The following is a 19,968-nucleotide window of genomic DNA, read 5'->3' as shown; positions in this document are numbered from 1 at the left end:
AAAGGTTGCCTCAATGTCCATGCGTAATGATGCCCACGACGATTTCGATGATGTCCCGAGCCTGCGGGCCGACACCTTCGACGACGATGACATTCCGACCACCGCTCGCACCTCCGTGCACTCGCGCACGCCGCCCGTGGTCAAGGTCAAGGCGGCCAGCACCGGCCCGTTGTGGGCGTTGGTCGGCGCATTGTTTTTCGCCTTCGTCGGTCTGGCTTGGTGGAGTTTCCAGCAAATCTCGTTGATGGAGCAGCAACTGGTTGCGACTCAGGAAAGCTTCGCGCGCATCAGTGAAGAAGCGGCGGGGCGCTTGCAGGACATTTCCGGCAAGGTCGTGGCCAGCCAGTCCAACGTCACCAGCGACAGCGAAGCCCTCAAGCTGCAGATCAAACAGCTTGAAGGCAAGCTGCTCGATCAGAGCAAACAGCAGCAAGGCGTCGCGGGGCAGGCCAGTGATCTGGACAAACGACTGGCACAGATGACCGCGCAGACCACTGAACAGCAGAATGCCAATACCCAGTTGCAGGCGCAGGTCAAAGCCTTGACTGCGGAACTGGCGACGGTGAAAAGCACACCGGCCGACACCAGCAAGGTCGATGCTCAGTTGAAGGCCTTTGACGCGCAGTTCAAAAGCCTCGGCGCCGACATCGCGGCGTTGAAGAAGCAGGGCAACCCGAGCGCGGCGATCGATCGCCTCGAACAGGAAATCGTCGTCCTCAAAAGCGAGCAGGACAACCGCCCGGCAGCCCCGCAAGGCGGCAATACCGCCGAGTTCGACGCCTTCCGCGGGCAGATGACCCGCAACATCAATACGTTGCAGGCGCAAATCCAGAATCTGCAGCAGCAGATCAACGCCCGCCCATAAGCTTTGTTGATCAGTGCAGGGGATTCTGTAATCCCCTGCATCATTCTGAATACTCGTACATCACCCCAAGCCGTCTACGCTCTTGAAACACCAACAAGAACGAGGGATGCGCTATGGGGTTTTTGCATAAAGTGGCCTGGCTCGGCGTGATATTACTGGCCGGTTTCGGCCAGGCCAGCGCCGCCACGACCGCCAAGGATGACAGTCAGGCCGCCATCGCCTTGCTGGAAAAAGCCCTGGCCTATTACCACGACAATGGCGACAAGGCGTTCGCCGCGTTCAGCCGTCAGGGCGAGTTCGTCGACAAGGATCGCTACGTGTTCGTGGTCGACACTAAAGGCGTGATGCTCGCCAGCGGCGGGCCTTCATCAGCGTTGATCGGTCGTGACGTCAGTGAAGTCCTCGGCCCGGATTTGCAGAAAACCTTCAAGGACGCGTTGAAAGTGCCGGAAGGCAACGGCATCCAGCAGGCAGAGTATCGTTGGCAGAACTGGTCGGACGGCAAGGTCGAGCGTAAGCATGTGTTTTATCAACGCATCGGCGAGCGGATTCTGGCGGTGGGTTACTACTTGCCGCGAGCGTCGGCCGAGCAGGCCAAGGCGTTGCTCGACAAAGCGGCGACTGATTTGGGCAAAGACGAGAAGGGCACGCTGACCGCGATCAATTCGCTCAAGGGCGGCTACTTGCAGGATGACTTGTACGTGTTCGTCGTTGATCTGAATACCCAGCGTTATGTCGCCCACGGCACCAATCTGCGCTTGATCAATACCGACTTCGGCAAGGTCAAGGATCCGGAAGGCAAACCGGTGGGCGAGCCGATTCTGGCGCTGATCGGCAAGCAGGATGAGGGTGAATATGAATACCGCTGGAAGAACCCGGTGACCGGCAAGGTTGAGGATAAACATGCTTACCTGAAGAAGGCCGGGCACTTCCTTGTCGCCGTGGGTTACTACAGCCCTTGAAGGATGATCGTTCCCACGCTCCGCGTGGGAATAATGCAGCCCAGGACGCTCTGCGTCCCATCCAAAGCCGAACGCAGAGCGTCCGTTGAGGCATTCCCACGCAGAGCGTGGGAATGATCAAGGGGAGACAGTTATTTTGCGCCGTGCTCGCGCCCGCGCAGCAGGTTGTTCGGCATCGCAATCGCTGCCGCCAATCCCAGCAACGACACCGCCGCACTTACCCACAGCAAATGCCGGAACGTCACCAGCAACTCCGCACGCAAGGCATTTTGCGCATCCCCCGGCGCGGCGTTCAGACCATCCAGCAGGACGTTGCCCGAATGGCCCTCGCTCATCAGCGAACTGCTCGCCAGATGGGCGAAGCTGGAGTCCTGCAGCAACGCCAGCAACAGCGCCGACATCAGCGCCACGCCCACTGCGCCGCCGAGGGAGCGAAACAGGTTGGTGGTGCTGGTCGCAACGCCGATGTCGCGTTGCTCCACCGAGTTCTGCGTGCCGACCAGCGAAGTAGGGAATTGCATGCCGCTGGAAATACCGCAGAGCAACATGAACAGACCACTGACCAGCGTCGCCTCGGGCGGGCTGAGCGCCATGCCGAAGATCGCAACCGGCATCAGCATCGCACCGGTCAGAATCTGCGGTTTGTAGCGCCCGGTGATCGACGTGCGACGCCCGGCGAAAAACGCACCAATCGGCAGCCCCATCGCCAGCGGCAGCAAGTGCAACGCGGCACTGTCGGCCCCGGCCCCGGTGACACTCTGAAAGCGCAGCGGCATCAGCACGATCAACGAAATCGCCTGGAAACTGGTGAAGAAAATCGTGCACCAGCACAGCAGGGCATTGCGGTTGGCAAACAGGTGCATCGGCAGCAACGGCTCGCGCGCCCGACGCTCGTGCCAGACAAACAGCGCCAACACCACCACCGCACAAGCGAGCAGACCGAGCACTTCGCTGCTGCGCCACGAATGCCCCTGACCAACCTGAGTGATGCCCAACAGCAGTGCGGTCAGGCCGATGATCATCAATACGGTGCCGAGGTAATCGATGATCGGTTTGCGCTGCGGTATCGGCAGGCCACGCAGATTGCGCCGCGCTACCCACCAAGCCCCGAGGCCCAGCGGCAGGTTGATCAGAAATACCCAGCGCCATGACAGGTATTCGGTCATGTAACCGCCGAGTACCGGGCCGGCGACACTGGCCACCGCGTACATGCTGCTGAAGTAACCCTGATAGCGCCCGCGTTCGCGCGGCGGCACGATGTCGCCGATGATTGCCTGACTCACCGAGATCATCCCGCCGGCGCCGATGCCCTGAAGGATCCGCGCCAGCACCAGTTGCTCCATGCTTTGCGCCATGCCGCAAAAGAGTGAGGCGAGGGTGAACAGGCCCATGCCGAACAGCATCAGTTTGCGCCGCCCATACAAGTCGCCGAGCTTGCCGTAGATCGGCACGGCCACCGTCATCGCGACCATGTACCCGGAAATCACCCAGGCCAGCAGGCTGACGTCCTTGAACTGCGCAGAAATGGCCGGCATCGACACGGCGACGATGGTTTGGTCCAGCGCGCCGAGAAAGATCGCCATCATCAGCGCGACCAGCACGCTGCGAATGGCCGGTTTGGGCGTTTCGGGGTGATTGAGATTGGTCACGGGCAAAACCTGCGGGCAGTGAGAGTCCCGCAGATCGTCAGGCGAGCGGGGATGCTCGCCAGTGTAAGTCGGTAGCAGGCTATTCGATAGCCTCATAAGGAAGTCCGACGTAATTTTCTGCAATGGTTTTTCGCCCTGCTTCTGAACTGACAAAGTAGTCCAGTTCCGAGGCGCTGATGCGCTGGCTGAACGCATCGTGATCATCGAAGCGATGCAGCATCGAGGTCATCCACCAGGAAAAGCGCTCGGCTTTCCACACGCGGCGCAGGCAGATTTCCGAGTATTTCTCCAGCAGATCGGTGCGGTCGTCGCGATAAACCTTCAACAGAATATTGAACAGCGTACTGACGTCGCTGGCGGCCAGATTCAAACCCTTGGCGCCGGTCGGCGGAACGATGTGCGCGGCGTCACCGACCAGAAACATCCGCCCGTACTGCATCGGCTCGACGACAAAACTACGCAGCGGCGCGATGCTTTTTTCAATTGACGGGCCAGTGACCAGTTTTTCGGCAAGCTCCACTGGCAGGCGTTTTTTCAACTCATCCCAGAAACGCTGATCGCTCCAGTCATCGACGTTTTCATCCGCCGGCACTTGCAGGTAATAACGCGTGCGGGTGGCCGAGCGCATGCTGCACAACGCAAAGCCACGTTCATGGCGGGCGTAGACCAACTCTTCATGCACCGGCGGTGTGTCGGCCAGAATCCCCAGCCAGCCAAACGGATAAACCCGCTCGAAGACCTTCAGGCTATCGGCCGGAATCGACTGCCGCGCGACACCGTGGAAGCCGTCGCAGCCGGCGATGTAGTCGCAATCGACGCGAAAGATTTCGCCGTCCTTTTCGAAGGTGACAAATGCCTCGTCGCTTTTCATGTCGTGAGGAACGACATGGCTCGCCTGGTAAATCGTCGGCGCGCCAGCCTCCCGACGAGCGGCCATCAGGTCGCGAGTGACTTCGGTCTGGCCGTAGATCATCACGCTCTTGCCACCGGTCAGCGCGTGCAGATCGATGTGCACCTGACGTCCGTCCAGGGCCAGATCGAAACCGCCATGCACCAGACCTTCGGCGTCCATGCGCTGACTCACGCCAGCCTGACGCAACAGCTCTACCATGCCTTGTTCAAGTACCCCGGCGCGAATGCGTCCGAGCACGTAATCAGGTGTCTGGCGTTCAAGGATGAGGGTGTCGATACCAGCGTTGTGCAGCAACTGGCCGAGGAGCAATCCGGACGGACCGGCGCCGATAATGGCGACTTGGGTTTTCAGCGTTTTCATTGTTTTTATGGCTCGCAAGCTTCACGCGACAAGCGCCGGTGAATATTTTTTATGGATCGAGTGCTTGCATTTTTCCCTTGCGGGTCTGTCAATTGAAGGTGAAAACTGAGCTGATACCTGTACATTCTGCCAATCGGTGCGATTATCGCCCACAACCCCGAGGCCTGGATTGAAGTGATGAACAAGCCTGAGCTGCCTTCGATTCCAGTGTTCAAGCTCTACGGTGAAAGCCTGGACTGGCCGACCCCTGACTTGCTGCACTGTGAAACCATTTCCTCCCGCAGTCGCGAACATGAGTGGGAAATCAAACCCCACCGCCATGCTGATTTGTGCCAGTTGCTCTTCGTCTTCAAAGGTCAGGCAGAGCTTGAGATCGAAGGGCAGCGCACGCAACTCCAAACCCCGGCGATTCAAGTGCTGCCACCGTTATCGGTGCACGGCTTTCGCTTTTCCGAAGACGTCGAAGGGTTCATCGTTACCCTCGCCACACCGCTGATCAATCACTTGCAGGCGCAACTGGGCGATTCGGTGCACGCACTGGCCAGTGCAGAAAACTACCCGGCAGGCACCGACGGTGATTACCTCAACAGCCTGTTTTCGGCGTTGCAGGCTGAGTACAACGGCCACCAACCGGCGCGGGAAATGCTCATGCATTCGCTGGTCAGCGTGATCATGGTCTGGGTTAGCCGTCAGGCGATCGTGCGGCACAAAGCCAGTCAGCGGCCGCAACGTCAGCGCGAATACCTCAATGGCTTTATTCAATTGGTCGAGGAGACTTACCGCCAACACGTGAAGGTTGAAGACCTTGCGCATCGGCTGGGGATTTCGGTATCGCACCTCAACGGCACTTGCCGTGAACTGGCGGGGCAACCGGCGTTGCAGATCATGCACGAGCGTCAGTTGCTGGAAGCCAAGCGCTTGCTGACCTACACCAGCATGACGATTTACGAGATGTCGGAGTTGTTGGGATTTTCCGATCCGACCAACTTCACGCGCCTGTTTCGGCGCCGGGTGGGGATTTCACCAAAGGCTTTCCGCGACCGTCTGAAGGCCGAGCAGTAATCCACTGACATCACAACCCTCCCTGTAGGAGTGAGCCTGCTCGCGCCTACAGTTGAATATCAGCGCAGCGCGTTCAGCGTGGCATTGTGCGGAATGCAGCGCTCGAAGTTGCAGCTCGCATACTCGCGCGGCAGTTGTCGCTGCTGTTCGACCCGCCAGGCAGCGGTGCCGTACAGCGCCAGCGTGGCGGCGCAGGTGATGAAAATCGCGACGTACCTTCTTGTTTTGATGTTCATGGCGTAGACCTCTGAACGACATACCCTGCGGTATTACTTTCAGCATAGGTCAGCGCTGGGGAGTTGCCAGCGAGTGTGCTTGAGGATTTAACCGGCCATTCAGCACATTGATAGTCAGTGTGGGAGCGAGCCTGCTCGCGAAAGCCGTGTCTCAGTTACTGAAAAGTTGGCTGAACGGACGCTTTCGCGAGCAGGCTCGCTCCCACAGTGGATCGGATTTACAGGCCGGTATCCCATTCGGGGTTTTCGGGGAATCTGAGCACCAGAAAATCCAGCATGCTGCGCAGCGCCGCTGGCATGTGTTTGCGTGAGGCATACACCGCATAGATGCTCATCTGTCGCGGCTCGGCATGGGGCAGCAGGCGGACCAGTTCGCCGCTGTGAATATGCACCCCGGCCTGATAGGTCGGCAGCATCGCCACCCCGGCGCCGGCCAGGGTGGCGCGCAGTAACGTGCTGGCCTCGTTGGCGCTGATATTGCCCTGCACCGGCACTGAAACCGGTTCGCCATCCTCCTCGAAATGCCACAGGCTTTTGCCGAAATACGAGTGCGTCAGGCAGTTGTGTTGGCTCAACTCCTCGACCCGCAATGGCGCCGCTTGCTCCTGCAGATAAGCGGGCGCGGCGCAGACTACCGAACGACAAACGGTCAGGCGTCGGGCGATCAGGTTGGGGTCGAGATCGTTACTGGTGCGAATCGCTAGGTCGATGCGCTCATCGACCAGATTCACCGTGCGATCGAGCATTTGCAGATCGATGCTCACCCCCGGGTAGCGTTTGACGTAGGCGGCCATCGCATCCGCCAGTTGGGCCTGGCCGAACGAAGTGCTGACGCTGATCCGCAGCAGCCCGCGCGGGGCGTCGTGGGGTTCGCTGACGGAGGCCTGCATGTCCGTCGACAGTTCTAGCATCTGCCGGCAGCGCGGCAGAATCTCACTGCCGGCGGCGGTCAGGCTCAACTTGCGCGTGGTGCGGTGCATCAGGCGCGCGCCGACCCAGTCTTCCAGCTCTGCCAGATAACGTGAAACCACCGGCCGCGAAAGGTCCAGATGATCGGCCGCTGCCGACTGGCTGCCCAGGTCCACCACGGTGACAAACACCCGCATTGCTTGGAGACGATCCATGATTTGCCCGCTTTCAGAAACAAACTATGTTCAAGCATCGCATTTTTTGTACTGAGTCAGGCAACTAAGCTCTGTTCCATCGCCAAACACGGCATTCGGACACCGGAGCAACAGATGATCGGTTTCACCACACTCAAACGCGTTCTGCTCGCCACTGCTTCTCTGGGTTTCGCCGCGCATGCAGCGGCTGCCAATCTGACCCTGGATGTCTACAACCCAGGGACAAACGCGATTTTCCCGGTGACCTCGGTGCTGGTCAGCGGTGAGAAAGACGCGATCCTCGTTGATGCGCAATTCGGCAAATCCCAGGCCGAGCAAGTCGTGGAAAAGATCCGCGCCAGCGGCAAGCACCTGACCACTATCTACATCAGCCATGGCGACCCGGATTACTACTTCGGCCTTGATACCCTGACCAAGGCATTCCCGGAGGCCAAGGTACTGGCCTCGCAACCGACGGTTGATCACATCAACAAAACCGTCGCCGGCAAACTGGCCTTCTGGGGCCCGAAAATGGGCGCCGACGTTCCGGCGAAAACCATCGTGCCGGGCGTGCTCAAGGGTGACAGCCTGATGCTCGAAGGGCAGAAATTGCAGGTCATCGGCCTCGACGGCAAACAACCAGATCGCAGTTTTGTGTGGATCCCGTCGCTCAAAGCCGTGGTCGGTGGTGTGGTTGTCGCCGAGAACATCCACGTATGGATGGCCGATACCCAGAGCGCGCAATCCCACGCCGACTGGCTGGAAACGTTGCACTCGATCGAAACCCTCAAACCGAACACCGTGGTGCCGGGTCACTACCTGGGTGACAGCCGCCGCTCGCTGGCCAGCGTGAAATTCACCGCCGACTACATTAAGGCGTTCGACGCGGAAACCGCCAAGGCCAAAGATTCCGCCGCACTGATCGCCGCGATGAAAAAGCGCTACCCGACACTCGGCGAAGAAAGTTCGCTGGAGCTGAGCGCGAAAGTCGCCAAGGGCGAAATGCAGTGGTAAGCCGATTCTGAAAACGCAGCACTCTCAAGCCAACTGGAGAATGTCATGAGCAAGATCGCAATCATTGGTGCCACCGGCCGTGCCGGTAGCCAACTGCTGGAAGAAGCCCTGCGTCGCGGCCATAGCGTTACCGCTATTGCCCGCGATACGTCGAAGATCGGCGCCCGTAGCGGTGTGGTCAGCAAGAATGTCGATGTGCTGGATTCGGCCGCGTTGCAGGGCGCGGTGGCCGGTCACGATGTGGTGATCACCGCCGCGCATTTTGCCACCGTGCCTGCGGCGGCGATTGTCGGGCCAGTGAAGCAGGCGGGCGTGCAGCGCTTGCTGGTGGTCGGCGGTGCTGGTTCGTTGTTGCTGCCGGACGACACTCGGGTGATCGACAGTGCGGGTTTCCCGGCGGAGTACAAAGCTGAAGCCAGCGCTGGCGCGGTTTTCCTTGATGCCTTGCGTTCGGAGAAAGATCTGGACTGGACCTTTCTGTCACCTTCGGCAGAGTTTGTCGAAGGTGAGCGCAGCGGCAAGTTTCGTGTTGGCCAGGATCATTTGCTGGTGAGTGCCGAGGGGCGTAGCTGGATCACCTTTGCCGATTACGCGATTGCGCTGATCGACGAGGTGGAAACGCCGAAGCATTCGCGTCAGCGGTTTACTGTCGGGTACTGAGGCGTTTCTGAGGGATGGGTCTGGCTCTAGATCTTTCCCCCCTCACCCCAGCCCTCTCCCGAGGGAGAGGGAGCCGACCGAGGTGTCTGGCGTTGTATATCGACCTGAGTGATCGAGTCGATTATGGATTCAACGCAGTAATTTCACGTCGGCGTATTTCTAGAGCATCCCCCAATCAGTCCCCTCTCCCGGAGGGAGAGAGAGGGAGCCGACCGAGGTGTCTGGTGTTGTACATCGACCTGAGTGATCGAGTCGATTATGGATTCAACGCAGTAATTTCACGTCGGCGTATCTCCAGAGCATCCCCCAATCAGTCCCCTCTCCCTCTGGGAGAGGGTTAGGGTGAGGGAAAAAGCCTCACCGCAAATGCGCCTGCTCTACCAGCCAGATCATCAGTTCCTCCAACTGCGGCGAAGGCTCGGTTCCCGCAGGCACCACCACGTAATACGCCAACCCCGTCCTCACCTTCAACGCAAACGGCATCACCAGCCGCCCCGCGCGCAAGTCATCGCCGATCAACGACCAGTCGCCAATCGCCACCCCCGTCCCATGCGACGCCATCGACATCGCCTGATCCAGCGTCTCGAAATGCTGGCCCATGTTCACATTGTTCAATTGCAACTCGGCTGCCGTCAGCCACACCGTCCAGTCCTGGATATCGCGGGTCGGATGCAACAACAGATGCTGTTGCAGATCGGCCGGGTCGGACAGTTCCGGTGGGCCTTTCAAAAGTGCCGGTGAGCAAACCGGAGTCAGTTGTTCATCGAACAGATGCAGCGCGGTCGAGGAGTTGTCCGGCGGCGTTCCGTAGATCACCGCCGCGTCGAACTGCTCGCGCTGAAAATCCACGCCATGGGCCAACGTCGTGGTCAGTTTGACCGGCACATCCGGGCGTTCCTTTTGCCATTGCAGCAGGCGCGGCACCAGCCAGCGCATCACACAACTTGGCGCCTTGAGTTGCAGGGTTTCGCGCTTGAGACCGATCTGCTCGGTGGCCTCAGTGATCAGACCGAAGACCTTCTCCACCCGTGGCAACCACTCCCGGCCTTCGGCCGTCAACTCCAGGCCACGGGCCAGACGAATGAAAAGTTCATACCCCAGATGATCTTCCAGCCCGGCGATCTGCCGGCTCACCGCGCCCTGGGTGATATGCAACTGCTCGGCGGCCCGGGTGAAGTTGCAGCACTGCGCTGTGATCAGAAACGTATGCAGGGCGGGCAGGGGAGGCAGTCGTTTCATGGGGATCCAAGGTATGACGTGAGGACATGGCTAGTATGACTTTTAATCGATTGTTGCCGCTACCTGCCGACCGTTCAATGAGCCCATGTTCAGGTCATGTGGGAGCGAGCCTGCTCGCGAAGGCTGTTTCACATTCAGCATTGATGTTGGCTGATCCAGCGCTTTCGCGATCAGGCTCGCTCCCACAAGGGATCTGTGTTTTTAGCTGACAAAAGGGCAATGACATGGCGACGTGTGGCGAAGTACTGGTCAAGTTACTCGAAGGTTATGGGGTCGAGCAGGTGTTCGGCATTCCTGGCGTGCACACCGTGGAGCTGTATCGCGGGCTGGCCCGTTCGAGCATCAACCACGTCACCCCACGACATGAACAGGGCGCCGGTTTCATGGCCGACGGTTATGCGCGGACCAGCGGCAAACCGGGTGTGTGCTTCATCATTACCGGCCCGGGCATGACCAACATCACCACCGCCATGGGCCAGGCTTACGCCGACTCGATCCCGATGCTGGTGATCTCCAGCGTACAGAGCCGCAACCAGTTGGGCGGCGGGCGCGGCAAGCTGCACGAGTTGCCGAACCAGAGCGCACTGGTCGCTGGCGTCGCGGCGTTCTCTCACACCCTGATGTCGGCGTCGGAATTGCCCGGCGTGCTCGCTCGCGCATTCGCCTTGTTCCAGGCCGGGCGTCCGCGTCCGGTGCACATCGAAATTCCGCTGGACGTGTTGGTGGAAGAGGCCGATGAGCTGCTCGCCAGTATTCCGGTCAACATCGACCGCGCCGGTGCCGCGCCCGCTGCCGTAAGCCGTATGAGCGCGTTGCTGGCCGGCGCCCAACGTCCGTTGATTCTCGCCGGTGGCGGTGCGATCGATGCCGCAGCAGAGCTTACCGAACTGGCCGAACTGCTCGACGCACCTGTAGCGCTGACGATCAACGCCAAAGGTCTGTTGCCGTCGACGCATCCGCTGCTGATCGGCTCGACACAAAGCCTGGTCGCCACCCGCGAATTGGTCGCCGATGCCGATGTGGTACTGGCGATCGGCACCGAACTGGCCGAAACCGATTACGACGTGACCTTCGCCGGTGGTTTCGAGATTCCCGGCAAGCTGCTGCGCATCGACATCGACGCCGATCAGACCGTGCGTAACTATCCGCCACACGTCGCCCTGGTTGCCGATTCGCGCAATGCCGCGCAGGCATTGCTCAGCGCCTTGTCGCACAAAACGCTGGCCGAGCGCCGCAACGATTGGGGCCAGGTACGCGCGGCGCGTCTGCGAGATGATCTGGCCGCGACCTGGGATGCACCGACGCTGGCGCAAACCCGTTTCCTCGAAACCGTGCTGCACGAATTGCCCGACGCGGTGTTCGTCGGCGACTCCACGCAACCGGTGTACACCGGCAACCTGACCTTCAATCCGGAGCGTCCGCGTCGCTGGTTCAACTCGTCGACCGGCTACGGCACCCTCGGCTATGCGTTGCCGGCAGCGATTGGCGCATGGCTCGGTGGGCAACCCGATAAAGGTGCACGGCCACCGGTGGTGTGCCTGATCGGCGACGGCGGTCTGCAGTTCACCCTGCCGGAACTGGCCAGCGCCGTCGAAGCGCGCACCCCGGTGATCGTCCTGCTGTGGAATAACCAGGGCTACGAAGAGATCAAGAAATACATGGTCAACCGCGCCATCGAACCGGTCGGCGTCGACATCTACACCCCGGACTTCATTGGCGTGGCCAAGGCCCTCGGCTGCGCCGCCGAAGCGATCAACTCGGTGGAACAACTGCGCAGCGCACTGCGTGCCGCGACCGATCGCCAAGGCCCGAGCGTAATCGAAATCGACCAGAACCAGTGGATGCAGGCGGTGGCCAAGTGATCAATTTTCCAACCACACTCGACGGCCTCTACATCAACGGCCAATGGTCGGCCGGCCGCGAACATCTGCGCGTGATCAACCCGGCCACTGAGGCGTTGCTGACCACGGTCAATGGTGGTGACGAGCACGCGGTGAGCCAGGCCGTGAGCGCTGCGACTGAAGCATTCAAGGACTGGTCGCAAACCAGCGGTGCCGAGCGCGGCGCGATTCTGCGCAACATCGCCAATGGCGTGCGCAACGGTCGCGATCACTTGATGAAACTGCAATCGAGCAACAACGGCAAACCGCAGTTCGAAGCGGCCATCGACGTCGACGATGTGATCGCCACCTTCGAGTACTACGCCGAACTCGCTGAAGGCCTCGACGCCAGACAGGACAGCAACGTGCCACTGCCCAGCGATGATTTCAGCGCACGCTTGCGCCGCGAGCCGTGCGGCGTGGTCGGGCTGATCGTGCCGTGGAATTTCCCCATGGTCACCACCGCGTGGAAACTCGCGCCGGCCCTCGCCGCCGGGTGCTGCGTGGTGCTGAAACCGTCGGAAGTCACGCCGCTGCCAGAGCTGGAGCTGGCGGCGATCATCGCCGAAGCCGGCCTGCCCAACGGCGTGTTCAACGTCGTTTGCGGTACTGGCCTGGCGGTCGGTGCACCACTGTCGGCGGATCCGCGCATCGCCAAGATTTCCTTCACCGGTAGTAACGCCGTCGGTGTCCAGGTGATGCAGCGCGCCGCCGAAACGGTGAAGGGCGTGAGTCTGGAATTGGGCGGCAAATCTTCGCTGCTGGTGCTCGAAGATGCGGATCTGCAACTAGCGGTCGAGTTGGCTTGCGGTGGCGGTTTCTTCAATGCCGGGCAGATGTGCTCGGCCACCAGCCGTGTGTTGGTTGCCGATGAATTGGCGGATGAATTCCTTGAACGTTTGCACAAGCGTGCGCAGGCGATTCGCGTGGCGGATCCGTTCGACCCGGACGTGGAGATGGGCGCACTGGTCAATCAGGCGCAATACCAGCGCGTGCTTGGTCACATCGACCGGGGTCTGAGCGCTGGCGCGAAGCTAGTGTGCGGCGGCAATCGTCCGGCAGATCTGCCGCGCGGATATTTTTTGCAGCCAACCGTGTTCACCGACGTGCCCCTCGACAGTGCGCTGTGGTGCGAAGAGATTTTCGGTCCGGTGCTGTGTGTGCGCAGTTTCAGCAGCGAAGCCGAGGCAATTGCCCTGGCCAACGACAGCCAATTCGGCCTGGTCGCCAGTGTGGTGACGCGTAACGCCGAGACCGCCGAGCGGGTCGCCAACGCCCTGCAGGCGGGGCTGGTGTGGCTCAACGCGCCGCAAGTGATCTTCCCGCAAACCGCGTGGGGCGGTTACAAGCAGAGCAGCATCGGCCGCGAATTGGGACCGTGGGGCCTGGCCGCGTTTCAGGAAATCAAACACGTGATCCGGGCGCTCTGAACGCCCGAAAAAGGTGAGCGCATGCCTCGCAACGAGGCATGCGTCGACGTCATGGCTTCAATGAGTTTTTTTCGATAGTCAGGTGTTTTGCACGACCTCAGGATGAACCCGTCGGCAGCGCTGCAGGCCTTTGAAAACAAGGCCTGCAGCGGATTCGGCCGCGCGGATGCAACGGTTGCGACCAACCTCATACTTAAAAGAACAAAGGGAGTCCGTCATGGGCGAGCACGATCTGAACAGGCGTCAATTCATTAAAACCGTCGGCGTCGCCTCGGTGGCTGCGGCCGCCCTGAGCATGCCCTTCATCCGGGCGAGCGCCAGCGACACGCGGTTCGCCGGCAAGACCCTGCGTTTGCTGACCTGGTCGGATGACACCGGCCTCGCGGCACTGCGCAACATCGCCGCCACGTTCGAAGCCAAGACTGGCGCCAAGGTCATCGCCGACCGCACCGGCAGCACTTCGGAAATGGTCGCCAAACTGAAGGCCGGCGGTGATCGTCCGCAGTACGACATCATCACGTTGGCCGGCGTCGGTGCCGAAGGTCTGGCGGCCGCCGGGCTGCTGGAAAAACCCGACCTCAACCGTATTCCCAACCTGATCGACGTCCCGGAAAAATACCGCACTGGCGCCAATGGCCACGGCATCGGTTACCTGTTGTGGTGCAACAGTCTGGTCTACAGCACTCGCACCCAGAAAGAGGCGCCGAGCAGTTATGCCGCGTTGTGGGATGCCGATCTGGCGCCGAATATTTTCCTGCCTCCGCCGAACTGGACCGAGGCGATGGACCTGATCATCATCGCCGCGAAACTGGCCGGCGGTGACGAACACAACATCGAACCGGGCTTCAAGAAACTCGCCGAACTCAAGGATCGCGTGGTGACGTTGGGCGAAAACCCGAACCAGATTGCCGAGCTGTTCCGCACCGGTTCGCTGGACATGGGCGGCCTCTATGCCCCGGCATTTTTTCCCAAGCAGATCCGCGATCCGAACTACGGCCTCGGCGCTACGTTCGGCATGAAGGAAGGTTTCTACACCGACCTGATGCTTTCGGTGATGCCGAAGAATCGGCCGGGAGATACCGATCTGGCTTACGCGTTTATCGACCACTCCCTCGACCCGCTGGTGCAGGGCAAGATGGCCGAAGACATCTTCAACGGCCCGGTCAACGCCAAGGCGATCATCTCCGCCGAAGCGCGCAAGAGCCCGTTCATTCTGACGCCGGAGCAGATTGCCGAGAAGGCGATCATGCACGACAACGCCTTCCTGGCCACCGTGCATGACCAATGGATTCGTCGCTATACGGAAATTTTTTCTTCCTGAGCCGAACACAAACCTTCAGAACACCGCAAACCCTTGTGGGAGCTGGCTTGCCAGCGATGACGGCCTTCCTGTCGACAATGATGTCACTGACAGATTGCTATCGCTGGCAAGCCAGCTCCCACAGGTTTCTCAGTGAATTTGAAGGTTGTGTTTGTCAGTTGTTCTTCCATTGACGAGATCATTGCTATGGAACATCAATCCCTGACCCAACCGGTTGGCGCCGGCGATGTGCGTCCGGCGCGCGGTATTTCTCCGACAGCGCGGGCGTGGCTTTTCCTCACGCCGTCGATGCTGTTTCTCGGCGTGCTGATCGCCGCCAGCCTGTTGGTGCTACGCATGAGCGTCGGCACCAAAGGCGCGGAATGGAGCGGTTTCAGCCTGGCCAGTTATGCCCAGTTGCTCGAACCCTATTACCTGAAATCCTTGCTGCTGACCTTGCGTCTGGCGCTGATCAGCGCGGTGATTGCCGTGGTGCTGGCGATCCCGGTGGCGTACACCATGTCGCGGCTGACCTCGCCGTTTCTGCGGCGGATTTTCCTCGCAGCGGTGCTGTTGCCACTGCTGGTCAATCTGCTGCTGCAAAGCTACGGCTGGCTGGTGATTCTCGGTCCCGGCGGCATGCTCAATCAGGCGCTGATGGGCCTCGGCCTGATCAGGCGGCCGATCATGTTGCTGTACAACCAGAACGGCGTTCTGATGGGCCTGGTGCAAACAGCGTTTCCACTCGCGGTGTTGCCGATTGCCAGCGCCATGCGCGGCGTCGCGCGAAGCTATGAAGAAGCAGCCGCAACCCTCGGTGCCAGCCGTTTTCAAGTGTTCCGCCAAGTGGTTCTGCCGATGAGTTTGCCGGGGATCATCACCGGTGCAACGTTGGTGTTCGCCTACAACGCCAGCAGCTTCGTGGTGCCGTTGCTGCTCGGTGGCCGTCGCGTGCCGATGCTGGCGGTGATGGTGCATGACCAGATCGCGCCGCTGATGAACTGGCCCGCCGCGTCGGCAGCCGGGGTGGTGCTGATTGTCACCACGCTGGCGGTCATGACTCTCTCTGAATACATCACTGGCCGTCGTCGGCGTCTGCTGGAGGCTTCGCAATGAGTGCCCTGACCAAGAAGCGCATGGTGCTGTTGCCCGGCGAAACCGGCAAGTTCGCCGGCATCCTCTCCGGCTTCATTCTGCTGCTGGCGGTGTTGCCGATCCTGACCATGATCGTCATGTCGTTCAGCGGTGCGTCGAACCTCGACTTCCCACCGAGCAGCTACAGCCTGCAATGGTACAAAGCGGCCTGGCACACCTTTGTTTCGCCGGACGCCAGCGACGTGCTCAGCCTCGGTCAGGCCATGGCCACCAGCCTGTTGGTGTCGTGCCTGACGATGGTTTTTGCCACGCTGATCGCGGTGCCTGCCGCGTATGCGCTGACCCGCTGCGAATTCCGTGGCAAGGCCGTGGCGCTGCAACTGATGTCGCTGCCGCTGGTGTTCCCGATGGTGGTGTTAGGCCTGGCCTTGCTGCTGGTGTTCGACAGCCTGCCGTTCCACCTGACCACTTCGCGGCTGGTGATTGCCCACGTGATTCTGGCGCTGCCGTTTGTGGTGAAGAACTGCACCGCAGCGATGCTTTCCATCGGCAGCGAGGTCGAGGAAGCGGCGCGGATGCTTGGCGCTTCGCCGTTGCGCGCAATTGTCGATGTGGTGGTGCCGTTGATGAAATCGGGGGTTCTGGCCGGCATGCTGCTGGCGTTCATCGTCTCGTTCAACGAATTCACCGTGACCTATTTCCTCTACACCATCGACGTCATGACCGTGCCGATCTGGATGTACAGCCGCACCGTGTCATCGCTCGACCCTACCGTGTTCTCGTTTGCCGTGCTGATCGTGCTGATCGACTTCGTCCTGATCTGGGCGCTGGAGAAGCTGGTGGGCGAGGGCGGCGTTTCCTTTTGATTTGAGGTGCAACATGACTGGTCTGATTCTGGAAAACGTCGAGAAATTCTACGGCTCGGCGTGCGCGGTACAAGACGTCAACCTGCATTTGCCGGAAGGCAAACTGGTGTGTTTCCTCGGCCCGTCCGGCTGCGGCAAAACCACCTTGCTGCGGATGATCGCCGGGCTGGAAACCTTGAGTGGTGGCGAGATTCGTCTGGACGGCGAAGACATCGGCCAGACCCCGGCGCACCTGCGCAACTTCGGCATGGTGTTCCAGTCGCTGGCGCTGTTCCCGCACATGACCGTTGGCGAGAACATCGCCTACCCGCTGAAGTTGCGCGGCGTCAGCAAGGCTGATCAACACAAGCGCGTGGTCGAGTTGCTGGAGCTGATCCAGTTGCAGGCGATGATCGATCGCCCGGTGGCGAAACTTTCCGGCGGCCAGCGGCAGCGCGTGGCGATTGCCCGGGCGATTGCTTCGCACCCGAAAATCCTCCTGCTCGATGAGCCGCTATCGGCGCTCGACGCCAAGCTGCGCGAGTCGATGCAGGTGGAAATCCGCCAACTGCAGCAGCGCCTGAACATCACCACGATCATGGTCACCCACGATCAGCGCGAAGCGATGACCATGGCCGATATCGTCGTCGTGCTGGGCGAACACAAGGTGCAGCAGGTCGGTACGCCGATCGAAATCTATCGGCATCCGGCCAATGAGTTTGTCGCGGACTTCATCGGCTCGGGCAATATTTTCCCGGCCACGGCGCTGGGCGATGGCAAGGTCAGCCTGCCGGGTGGTGACGCGCTGCAAGTGCCGATCTGCAGCAGCATTGTCGTCGGGCAGAAGGTGAAGATGCTGATTCGCCCCGAAGACCTGCAACTGTCCGCACCGCAAGCGACGGCGGGGAATCGATTGCTCGGCAAGGTGACGTTTGTGCGTGATATCGGCGCGACCATCGAGACGACGGTGGAGTGTTCCGGGGTGACGTTTACGGCGTTGAGTACGCCGTGTCAGGGGATCGGGTTGGGGATTGGGCATCCGGTGTCGGTGACGTTGCCGGCGGACGCTTGTCGGGTGTTGGGGGCTTAGATTGGGGGCTGACTCCAAATCGCCCCTCACCCCAGCCCTCCCGAAACGTCGGACCGCCCGGAGGGAGAGGGGGCCGACCGAGGTGTCTGGCGCTATCCATCGACCTGAGATATCGAGTCGATTATGGATTCGGCAAAGTACTTTCAGGTCAGCGTACTTCTTCAATATCCCCCATTCAGTCCCCTTTCCTGGGGTAGAGGGAGCCGACCGAGGTGTCAGGCGTTATCCATCGACCTGAAAAATCCAGTTGATTGTGGATTCGGTAAAGCACTTTCAGGTCGGTGAACCTCTCCAATATTCCCCATTCAGTCCCCTCTCCCTCTGGGAGAGGGTTAGGGTGAGGGGCTCTTGAAGTTCACACCGAAAGTCTCAATCGCGCCAAATCCCTTAACGGCGGTGCACCAAACAAGCGGCTGTACTCACGGCTGAACTGCGACGGACTTTCATACCCGACGCGATACCCCGCCGCCGACGCTTCCAGCCCCTCGGCCAGCATCAGACGCCGCGCCTCTTGCAGGCGCAACTGCTTCTGATACTGCAACGGACTCATCGCCGTCATCGCCTTGAAACGGTGATGCAAGGTCGAGACGCTGAGGTTCACTTCTTTGGCCAGGTCATCAATGCGCAGCGGCTGTTCGAAGTTGCCGTTCAACCATTTGATCGCCTGACTGATGCGATGGCTCTGGCTGTTGGCGATCGCGATTTCATACAAACGATGGCCCTGCGGGCTGCGCAACAGGCGATAAAGAATCTCCCGGCGAATCAGCGGCGCGAGCATGGCGATGTCTTTCGGTGCATCGAGCAATCGGGCCAGACGCAGCACGGCATCGAGCATCGAACTGTCGATCTGCTCGACATACAAACCCCGCCCGGTCGGCCGCGTCGGCACACCCATCGGGCCGGCGTCGGCGATCAGCGCGGTGATTTCGGTCGGGTCGATATCCAGGCGCACGGCGAGGATGGGTTCTTCCGGCGAGACATTCACCACGCGCCCGCTTAACGGCATCGAAACCGACACCACCAGATAATTCAGCGGATCGTAATTAAAGAACTCGTCGGCCAGCCGCACTTCCTTACGTCCCTGCGCCATGATGCACAGCGCCGGTTGCGCGAGCACCGGGGCAAAGTCGTGGGATCGGGTGTGGCGCGACATGAACAGCGAGCCGATGGCGGTCTCGTAGCTGCCATCGTCGGTGGTGTTGCGGCGGATGATCGCCGCCAGTTCCGCGCGCTGTTTTTCCATGTCAGCGGTGGGTTCGGCTTGAAAACGATCGAATGACGTCATGCACGGCATCCTCGGCAGGGGAGGTGGAATGGAGCAGAGCATATGTTTGTGCAAGCGCCAGCGGTAGACACATCCTGCGAAATGCTTGCCTGATTCTGCATGGGATTGTGGGCGGGCTCAGCCATAGCAGGATGTAGGGCGGCAAAGTTGCTTGATACGCCGTATGACAACCGTGTGACGCAGTTTTACAGGTTGTTACAGGTCTTCTGCGCAGTCTCGCAGGATTGTGCAACGCAGCGACAGGAATCGACTAACGGCGGCTGGCGTGCGGCCCTTAACCTTTGATCCTGTCGCAGCCCGTCCCCCGGCTGCCACGCGACTCCCTGGGAGGGTTGAACATGTCCAAGCAGATTCCCGTCAGTCATATGGCCTTCGTTCGAGCGCGCGCCGGGCGTTCGGCGGAACTCGGTGTACGCCTGAGCGCGTTGATCGAGCCGTCCCGCGCCGCCCCCGGTTGCCTGAGCTTTGCCTTGCAGCATTCGCAGTGTGATTCCGAGTTGTGGCTGGTCTGCGGGTTCTGGAGCAGCCAGCAAATGATGACCAACTATTTCAACAGCCCGTCGATGGAAATCTTCGCCGAGCTGGTGCAGGAACTGGTGGTCAACAGCCTCGACTTCCACACGTTCAAGGACGTGTCGGCGGCGCAAGCCCTCGGTCAATGCCCGGCGCCGGTACACAAACTCGTCGGTTGAGGGTTTAATGTCCGGCTTGTTTGTCTGAGCCGGGATATGTGACATGGCACGTAAAGAGTTCGAACACTTCGAAGCAGTTTCCGCAGTCGTCCCCGTCGAGTTGGGCGGCAACAAGGGCTATCACGCGGCAATCGCGGTCAAGGCCCTGGTCGATGGCGGTGCACCACGCTTTCACAAACTGTTGAATGACCAGATCTTCCCCGGCGCCATTGCCGCTGATGAAGCGGCCATCAATGAGCTGGATAACCTCAAAGGCGTCTCTGAAGACGCCGAGTTGATCTGGTAACG

At 60.3% G+C, this 19,968-nt stretch carries 19 protein-coding genes; 13 read left to right on the top strand and 6 right to left on the bottom strand.

Going from position 1 to position 19,968, the window contains the following annotated elements; all coding sequences use genetic code 11:
* Positions 1 to 13 precede the first annotated feature (13 nt).
* Together LOY43_RS22370 and LOY43_RS22365 are read left to right on the top strand one after the other, a co-directional pair.
* Entirely contained in the window at positions 14 to 865 is an 852-nt protein-coding gene (locus LOY43_RS22370) for an ATPase (protein WP_095048262.1), read from the top strand.
* Positions 866 to 978: 113 nt separating this feature from the next.
* On the top strand, positions 979 to 1,827 hold the full coding sequence (locus tag LOY43_RS22365; RefSeq protein WP_095048261.1) for a cache domain-containing protein: 849 nt from the start codon (positions 979 to 981) through the stop codon (positions 1,825 to 1,827).
* Positions 1,828 to 1,958: 131 nt separating this feature from the next.
* Here LOY43_RS22365 and LOY43_RS22360 read toward each other — a convergent pair whose 3' ends face one another.
* Positions 1,959 to 3,476, bottom strand: coding sequence for an MDR family MFS transporter (locus LOY43_RS22360; protein WP_258708744.1), 1,518 nt, complete (start codon positions 3,474 to 3,476; stop codon positions 1,959 to 1,961).
* Positions 3,477 to 3,555: 79 nt separating this feature from the next.
* Positions 3,556 to 4,740, bottom strand: a complete 1,185-nt coding sequence (gene pobA / locus LOY43_RS22355; RefSeq protein ID WP_220558894.1) for a 4-hydroxybenzoate 3-monooxygenase — start codon at positions 4,738 to 4,740, stop codon at positions 3,556 to 3,558.
* Between the two features lie 186 nt (positions 4,741 to 4,926).
* On the opposite strand from pobA, the gene LOY43_RS22350 reads away from it, so the two are divergent.
* The gene (locus LOY43_RS22350) at positions 4,927 to 5,811 is read left to right on the top strand and encodes a helix-turn-helix domain-containing protein (protein WP_093430541.1); all 885 of its coding nucleotides are present in this window, start codon (positions 4,927 to 4,929) and stop codon (positions 5,809 to 5,811) included.
* Between the two features lie 59 nt (positions 5,812 to 5,870).
* Here LOY43_RS22350 and LOY43_RS22345 read toward each other — a convergent pair whose 3' ends face one another.
* Positions 5,871 to 6,047 carry a hypothetical protein gene (locus LOY43_RS22345; protein WP_176471308.1) on the bottom strand — a complete coding sequence of 59 codons (177 nt, stop codon included), beginning with the start codon at positions 6,045 to 6,047 and terminating at the stop codon, positions 5,871 to 5,873.
* Between the two features lie 218 nt (positions 6,048 to 6,265).
* Positions 6,266 to 7,171 (bottom strand): LysR family transcriptional regulator, encoded by a 906-nt coding sequence (locus LOY43_RS22340; protein ID WP_258708743.1) that lies wholly within the window; start codon positions 7,169 to 7,171, stop codon positions 6,266 to 6,268.
* A 114-nt stretch (positions 7,172 to 7,285) separates the two neighbouring features.
* Here LOY43_RS22340 and LOY43_RS22335 point away from each other — a divergent pair, with 114 nt between their 5' ends.
* Both LOY43_RS22335 and LOY43_RS22330 read left to right on the top strand, forming a co-directional pair.
* Complete coding sequence (locus tag LOY43_RS22335) at positions 7,286 to 8,164, top strand: MBL fold metallo-hydrolase (RefSeq protein WP_220556922.1); 879 nt, start codon at positions 7,286 to 7,288, stop codon at positions 8,162 to 8,164.
* 45 nt (positions 8,165 to 8,209) lie between these two features.
* Complete coding sequence (locus LOY43_RS22330) at positions 8,210 to 8,824, top strand: NAD(P)-dependent oxidoreductase (RefSeq protein WP_258708742.1); 615 nt, start codon at positions 8,210 to 8,212, stop codon at positions 8,822 to 8,824.
* A gap of 357 nt (positions 8,825 to 9,181) precedes the next feature.
* Here LOY43_RS22330 and LOY43_RS22325 read toward each other — a convergent pair whose 3' ends face one another.
* Positions 9,182 to 10,063, bottom strand: a complete 882-nt coding sequence (locus tag LOY43_RS22325) for a LysR substrate-binding domain-containing protein (protein WP_095048255.1) — start codon at positions 10,061 to 10,063, stop codon at positions 9,182 to 9,184.
* Positions 10,064 to 10,287: 224 nt separating this feature from the next.
* Between LOY43_RS22325 and LOY43_RS22320 the strand changes: the two genes are divergently transcribed.
* From LOY43_RS22320 to LOY43_RS22295, 6 genes are all read left to right on the top strand, one after another.
* On the top strand, positions 10,288 to 11,925 hold the full coding sequence (locus tag LOY43_RS22320) for a 5-guanidino-2-oxopentanoate decarboxylase (protein ID WP_095048254.1): 1,638 nt from the start codon (positions 10,288 to 10,290) through the stop codon (positions 11,923 to 11,925).
* Positions 11,925 to 13,373 (top strand): aldehyde dehydrogenase family protein, encoded by a 1,449-nt coding sequence (locus LOY43_RS22315; RefSeq protein WP_258709944.1) that lies wholly within the window; start codon positions 11,925 to 11,927, stop codon positions 13,371 to 13,373. Before LOY43_RS22320 ends, LOY43_RS22315 begins: the two co-directional genes overlap by 1 nt.
* 217 nt (positions 13,374 to 13,590) lie before the next feature.
* Positions 13,591 to 14,694, top strand: a complete 1,104-nt coding sequence (locus tag LOY43_RS22310; protein WP_095048253.1) for an ABC transporter substrate-binding protein — start codon at positions 13,591 to 13,593, stop codon at positions 14,692 to 14,694.
* 186 nt (positions 14,695 to 14,880) lie between these two features.
* The gene (locus LOY43_RS22305; RefSeq protein ID WP_258708741.1) at positions 14,881 to 15,789 is read left to right on the top strand and encodes an ABC transporter permease; all 909 of its coding nucleotides are present in this window, start codon (positions 14,881 to 14,883) and stop codon (positions 15,787 to 15,789) included.
* Positions 15,786 to 16,634 (top strand): ABC transporter permease, encoded by an 849-nt coding sequence (locus tag LOY43_RS22300; RefSeq protein WP_258708740.1) that lies wholly within the window; start codon positions 15,786 to 15,788, stop codon positions 16,632 to 16,634. The genes LOY43_RS22305 and LOY43_RS22300 overlap by 4 nt, the downstream gene beginning before the upstream one ends.
* 13 nt (positions 16,635 to 16,647) lie before the next feature.
* Complete coding sequence (locus LOY43_RS22295; protein ID WP_095048250.1) at positions 16,648 to 17,703, top strand: ABC transporter ATP-binding protein; 1,056 nt, start codon at positions 16,648 to 16,650, stop codon at positions 17,701 to 17,703.
* A 355-nt stretch (positions 17,704 to 18,058) separates the two neighbouring features.
* Here the strand turns inward: LOY43_RS22295 and LOY43_RS22290 are convergent, their stop codons facing one another.
* Positions 18,059 to 18,988 (bottom strand): AraC family transcriptional regulator, encoded by a 930-nt coding sequence (locus LOY43_RS22290; RefSeq protein ID WP_093430530.1) that lies wholly within the window; start codon positions 18,986 to 18,988, stop codon positions 18,059 to 18,061.
* 338 nt (positions 18,989 to 19,326) lie between these two features.
* Here LOY43_RS22290 and LOY43_RS22285 point away from each other — a divergent pair, with 338 nt between their 5' ends.
* Both LOY43_RS22285 and LOY43_RS22280 read left to right on the top strand, forming a co-directional pair.
* The gene (locus LOY43_RS22285) at positions 19,327 to 19,680 is read left to right on the top strand and encodes an antibiotic biosynthesis monooxygenase family protein (protein WP_220556918.1); all 354 of its coding nucleotides are present in this window, start codon (positions 19,327 to 19,329) and stop codon (positions 19,678 to 19,680) included.
* 43 nt (positions 19,681 to 19,723) lie between these two features.
* A complete protein-coding gene (locus LOY43_RS22280) occupies positions 19,724 to 19,966 on the top strand; it encodes a hypothetical protein (RefSeq protein WP_258708739.1) in 243 nt (80 codons plus the stop codon).
* Positions 19,967 to 19,968: the final 2 nt, after the last annotated feature.

The organism is Pseudomonas sp. B21-041 (genome assembly GCF_024748675.1).
GTDB classification, from domain to species: Bacteria; Pseudomonadota; Gammaproteobacteria; order Pseudomonadales; family Pseudomonadaceae; genus Aquipseudomonas; species Aquipseudomonas neuropathica.
This window is presented reverse-complemented; position numbering and strand designations above follow the sequence as displayed.

Coding starts and splice junctions, on each gene's coding strand:
- LOY43_RS22320 (WP_095048254.1), top strand. CDS start 10,288: ATGGCGACGTGTGGCGAAGTACTGGTCAAGTTACTCGAAGGTTATGGG.
- LOY43_RS22285 (WP_220556918.1), top strand. CDS start 19,327: ATGTCCAAGCAGATTCCCGTCAGTCATATGGCCTTCGTTCGAGCGCGC.
- LOY43_RS22290 (WP_093430530.1), bottom strand. CDS start 18,988: ATGACGTCATTCGATCGTTTTCAAGCCGAACCCACCGCTGACATGGAA.
- LOY43_RS22310 (WP_095048253.1), top strand. CDS start 13,591: ATGGGCGAGCACGATCTGAACAGGCGTCAATTCATTAAAACCGTCGGC.
- LOY43_RS22335 (WP_220556922.1), top strand. CDS start 7,286: ATGATCGGTTTCACCACACTCAAACGCGTTCTGCTCGCCACTGCTTCT.
- LOY43_RS22330 (WP_258708742.1), top strand. CDS start 8,210: ATGAGCAAGATCGCAATCATTGGTGCCACCGGCCGTGCCGGTAGCCAA.
- LOY43_RS22365 (WP_095048261.1), top strand. CDS start 979: ATGGGGTTTTTGCATAAAGTGGCCTGGCTCGGCGTGATATTACTGGCC.
- LOY43_RS22325 (WP_095048255.1), bottom strand. CDS start 10,063: ATGAAACGACTGCCTCCCCTGCCCGCCCTGCATACGTTTCTGATCACA.
- LOY43_RS22340 (WP_258708743.1), bottom strand. CDS start 7,171: ATGGATCGTCTCCAAGCAATGCGGGTGTTTGTCACCGTGGTGGACCTG.
- LOY43_RS22350 (WP_093430541.1), top strand. CDS start 4,927: ATGAACAAGCCTGAGCTGCCTTCGATTCCAGTGTTCAAGCTCTACGGT.
- LOY43_RS22280 (WP_258708739.1), top strand. CDS start 19,724: ATGGCACGTAAAGAGTTCGAACACTTCGAAGCAGTTTCCGCAGTCGTC.
- LOY43_RS22300 (WP_258708740.1), top strand. CDS start 15,786: ATGAGTGCCCTGACCAAGAAGCGCATGGTGCTGTTGCCCGGCGAAACC.
- LOY43_RS22295 (WP_095048250.1), top strand. CDS start 16,648: ATGACTGGTCTGATTCTGGAAAACGTCGAGAAATTCTACGGCTCGGCG.
- LOY43_RS22345 (WP_176471308.1), bottom strand. CDS start 6,047: ATGAACATCAAAACAAGAAGGTACGTCGCGATTTTCATCACCTGCGCC.
- LOY43_RS22370 (WP_095048262.1), top strand. CDS start 14: ATGTCCATGCGTAATGATGCCCACGACGATTTCGATGATGTCCCGAGC.
- LOY43_RS22305 (WP_258708741.1), top strand. CDS start 14,881: ATGGAACATCAATCCCTGACCCAACCGGTTGGCGCCGGCGATGTGCGT.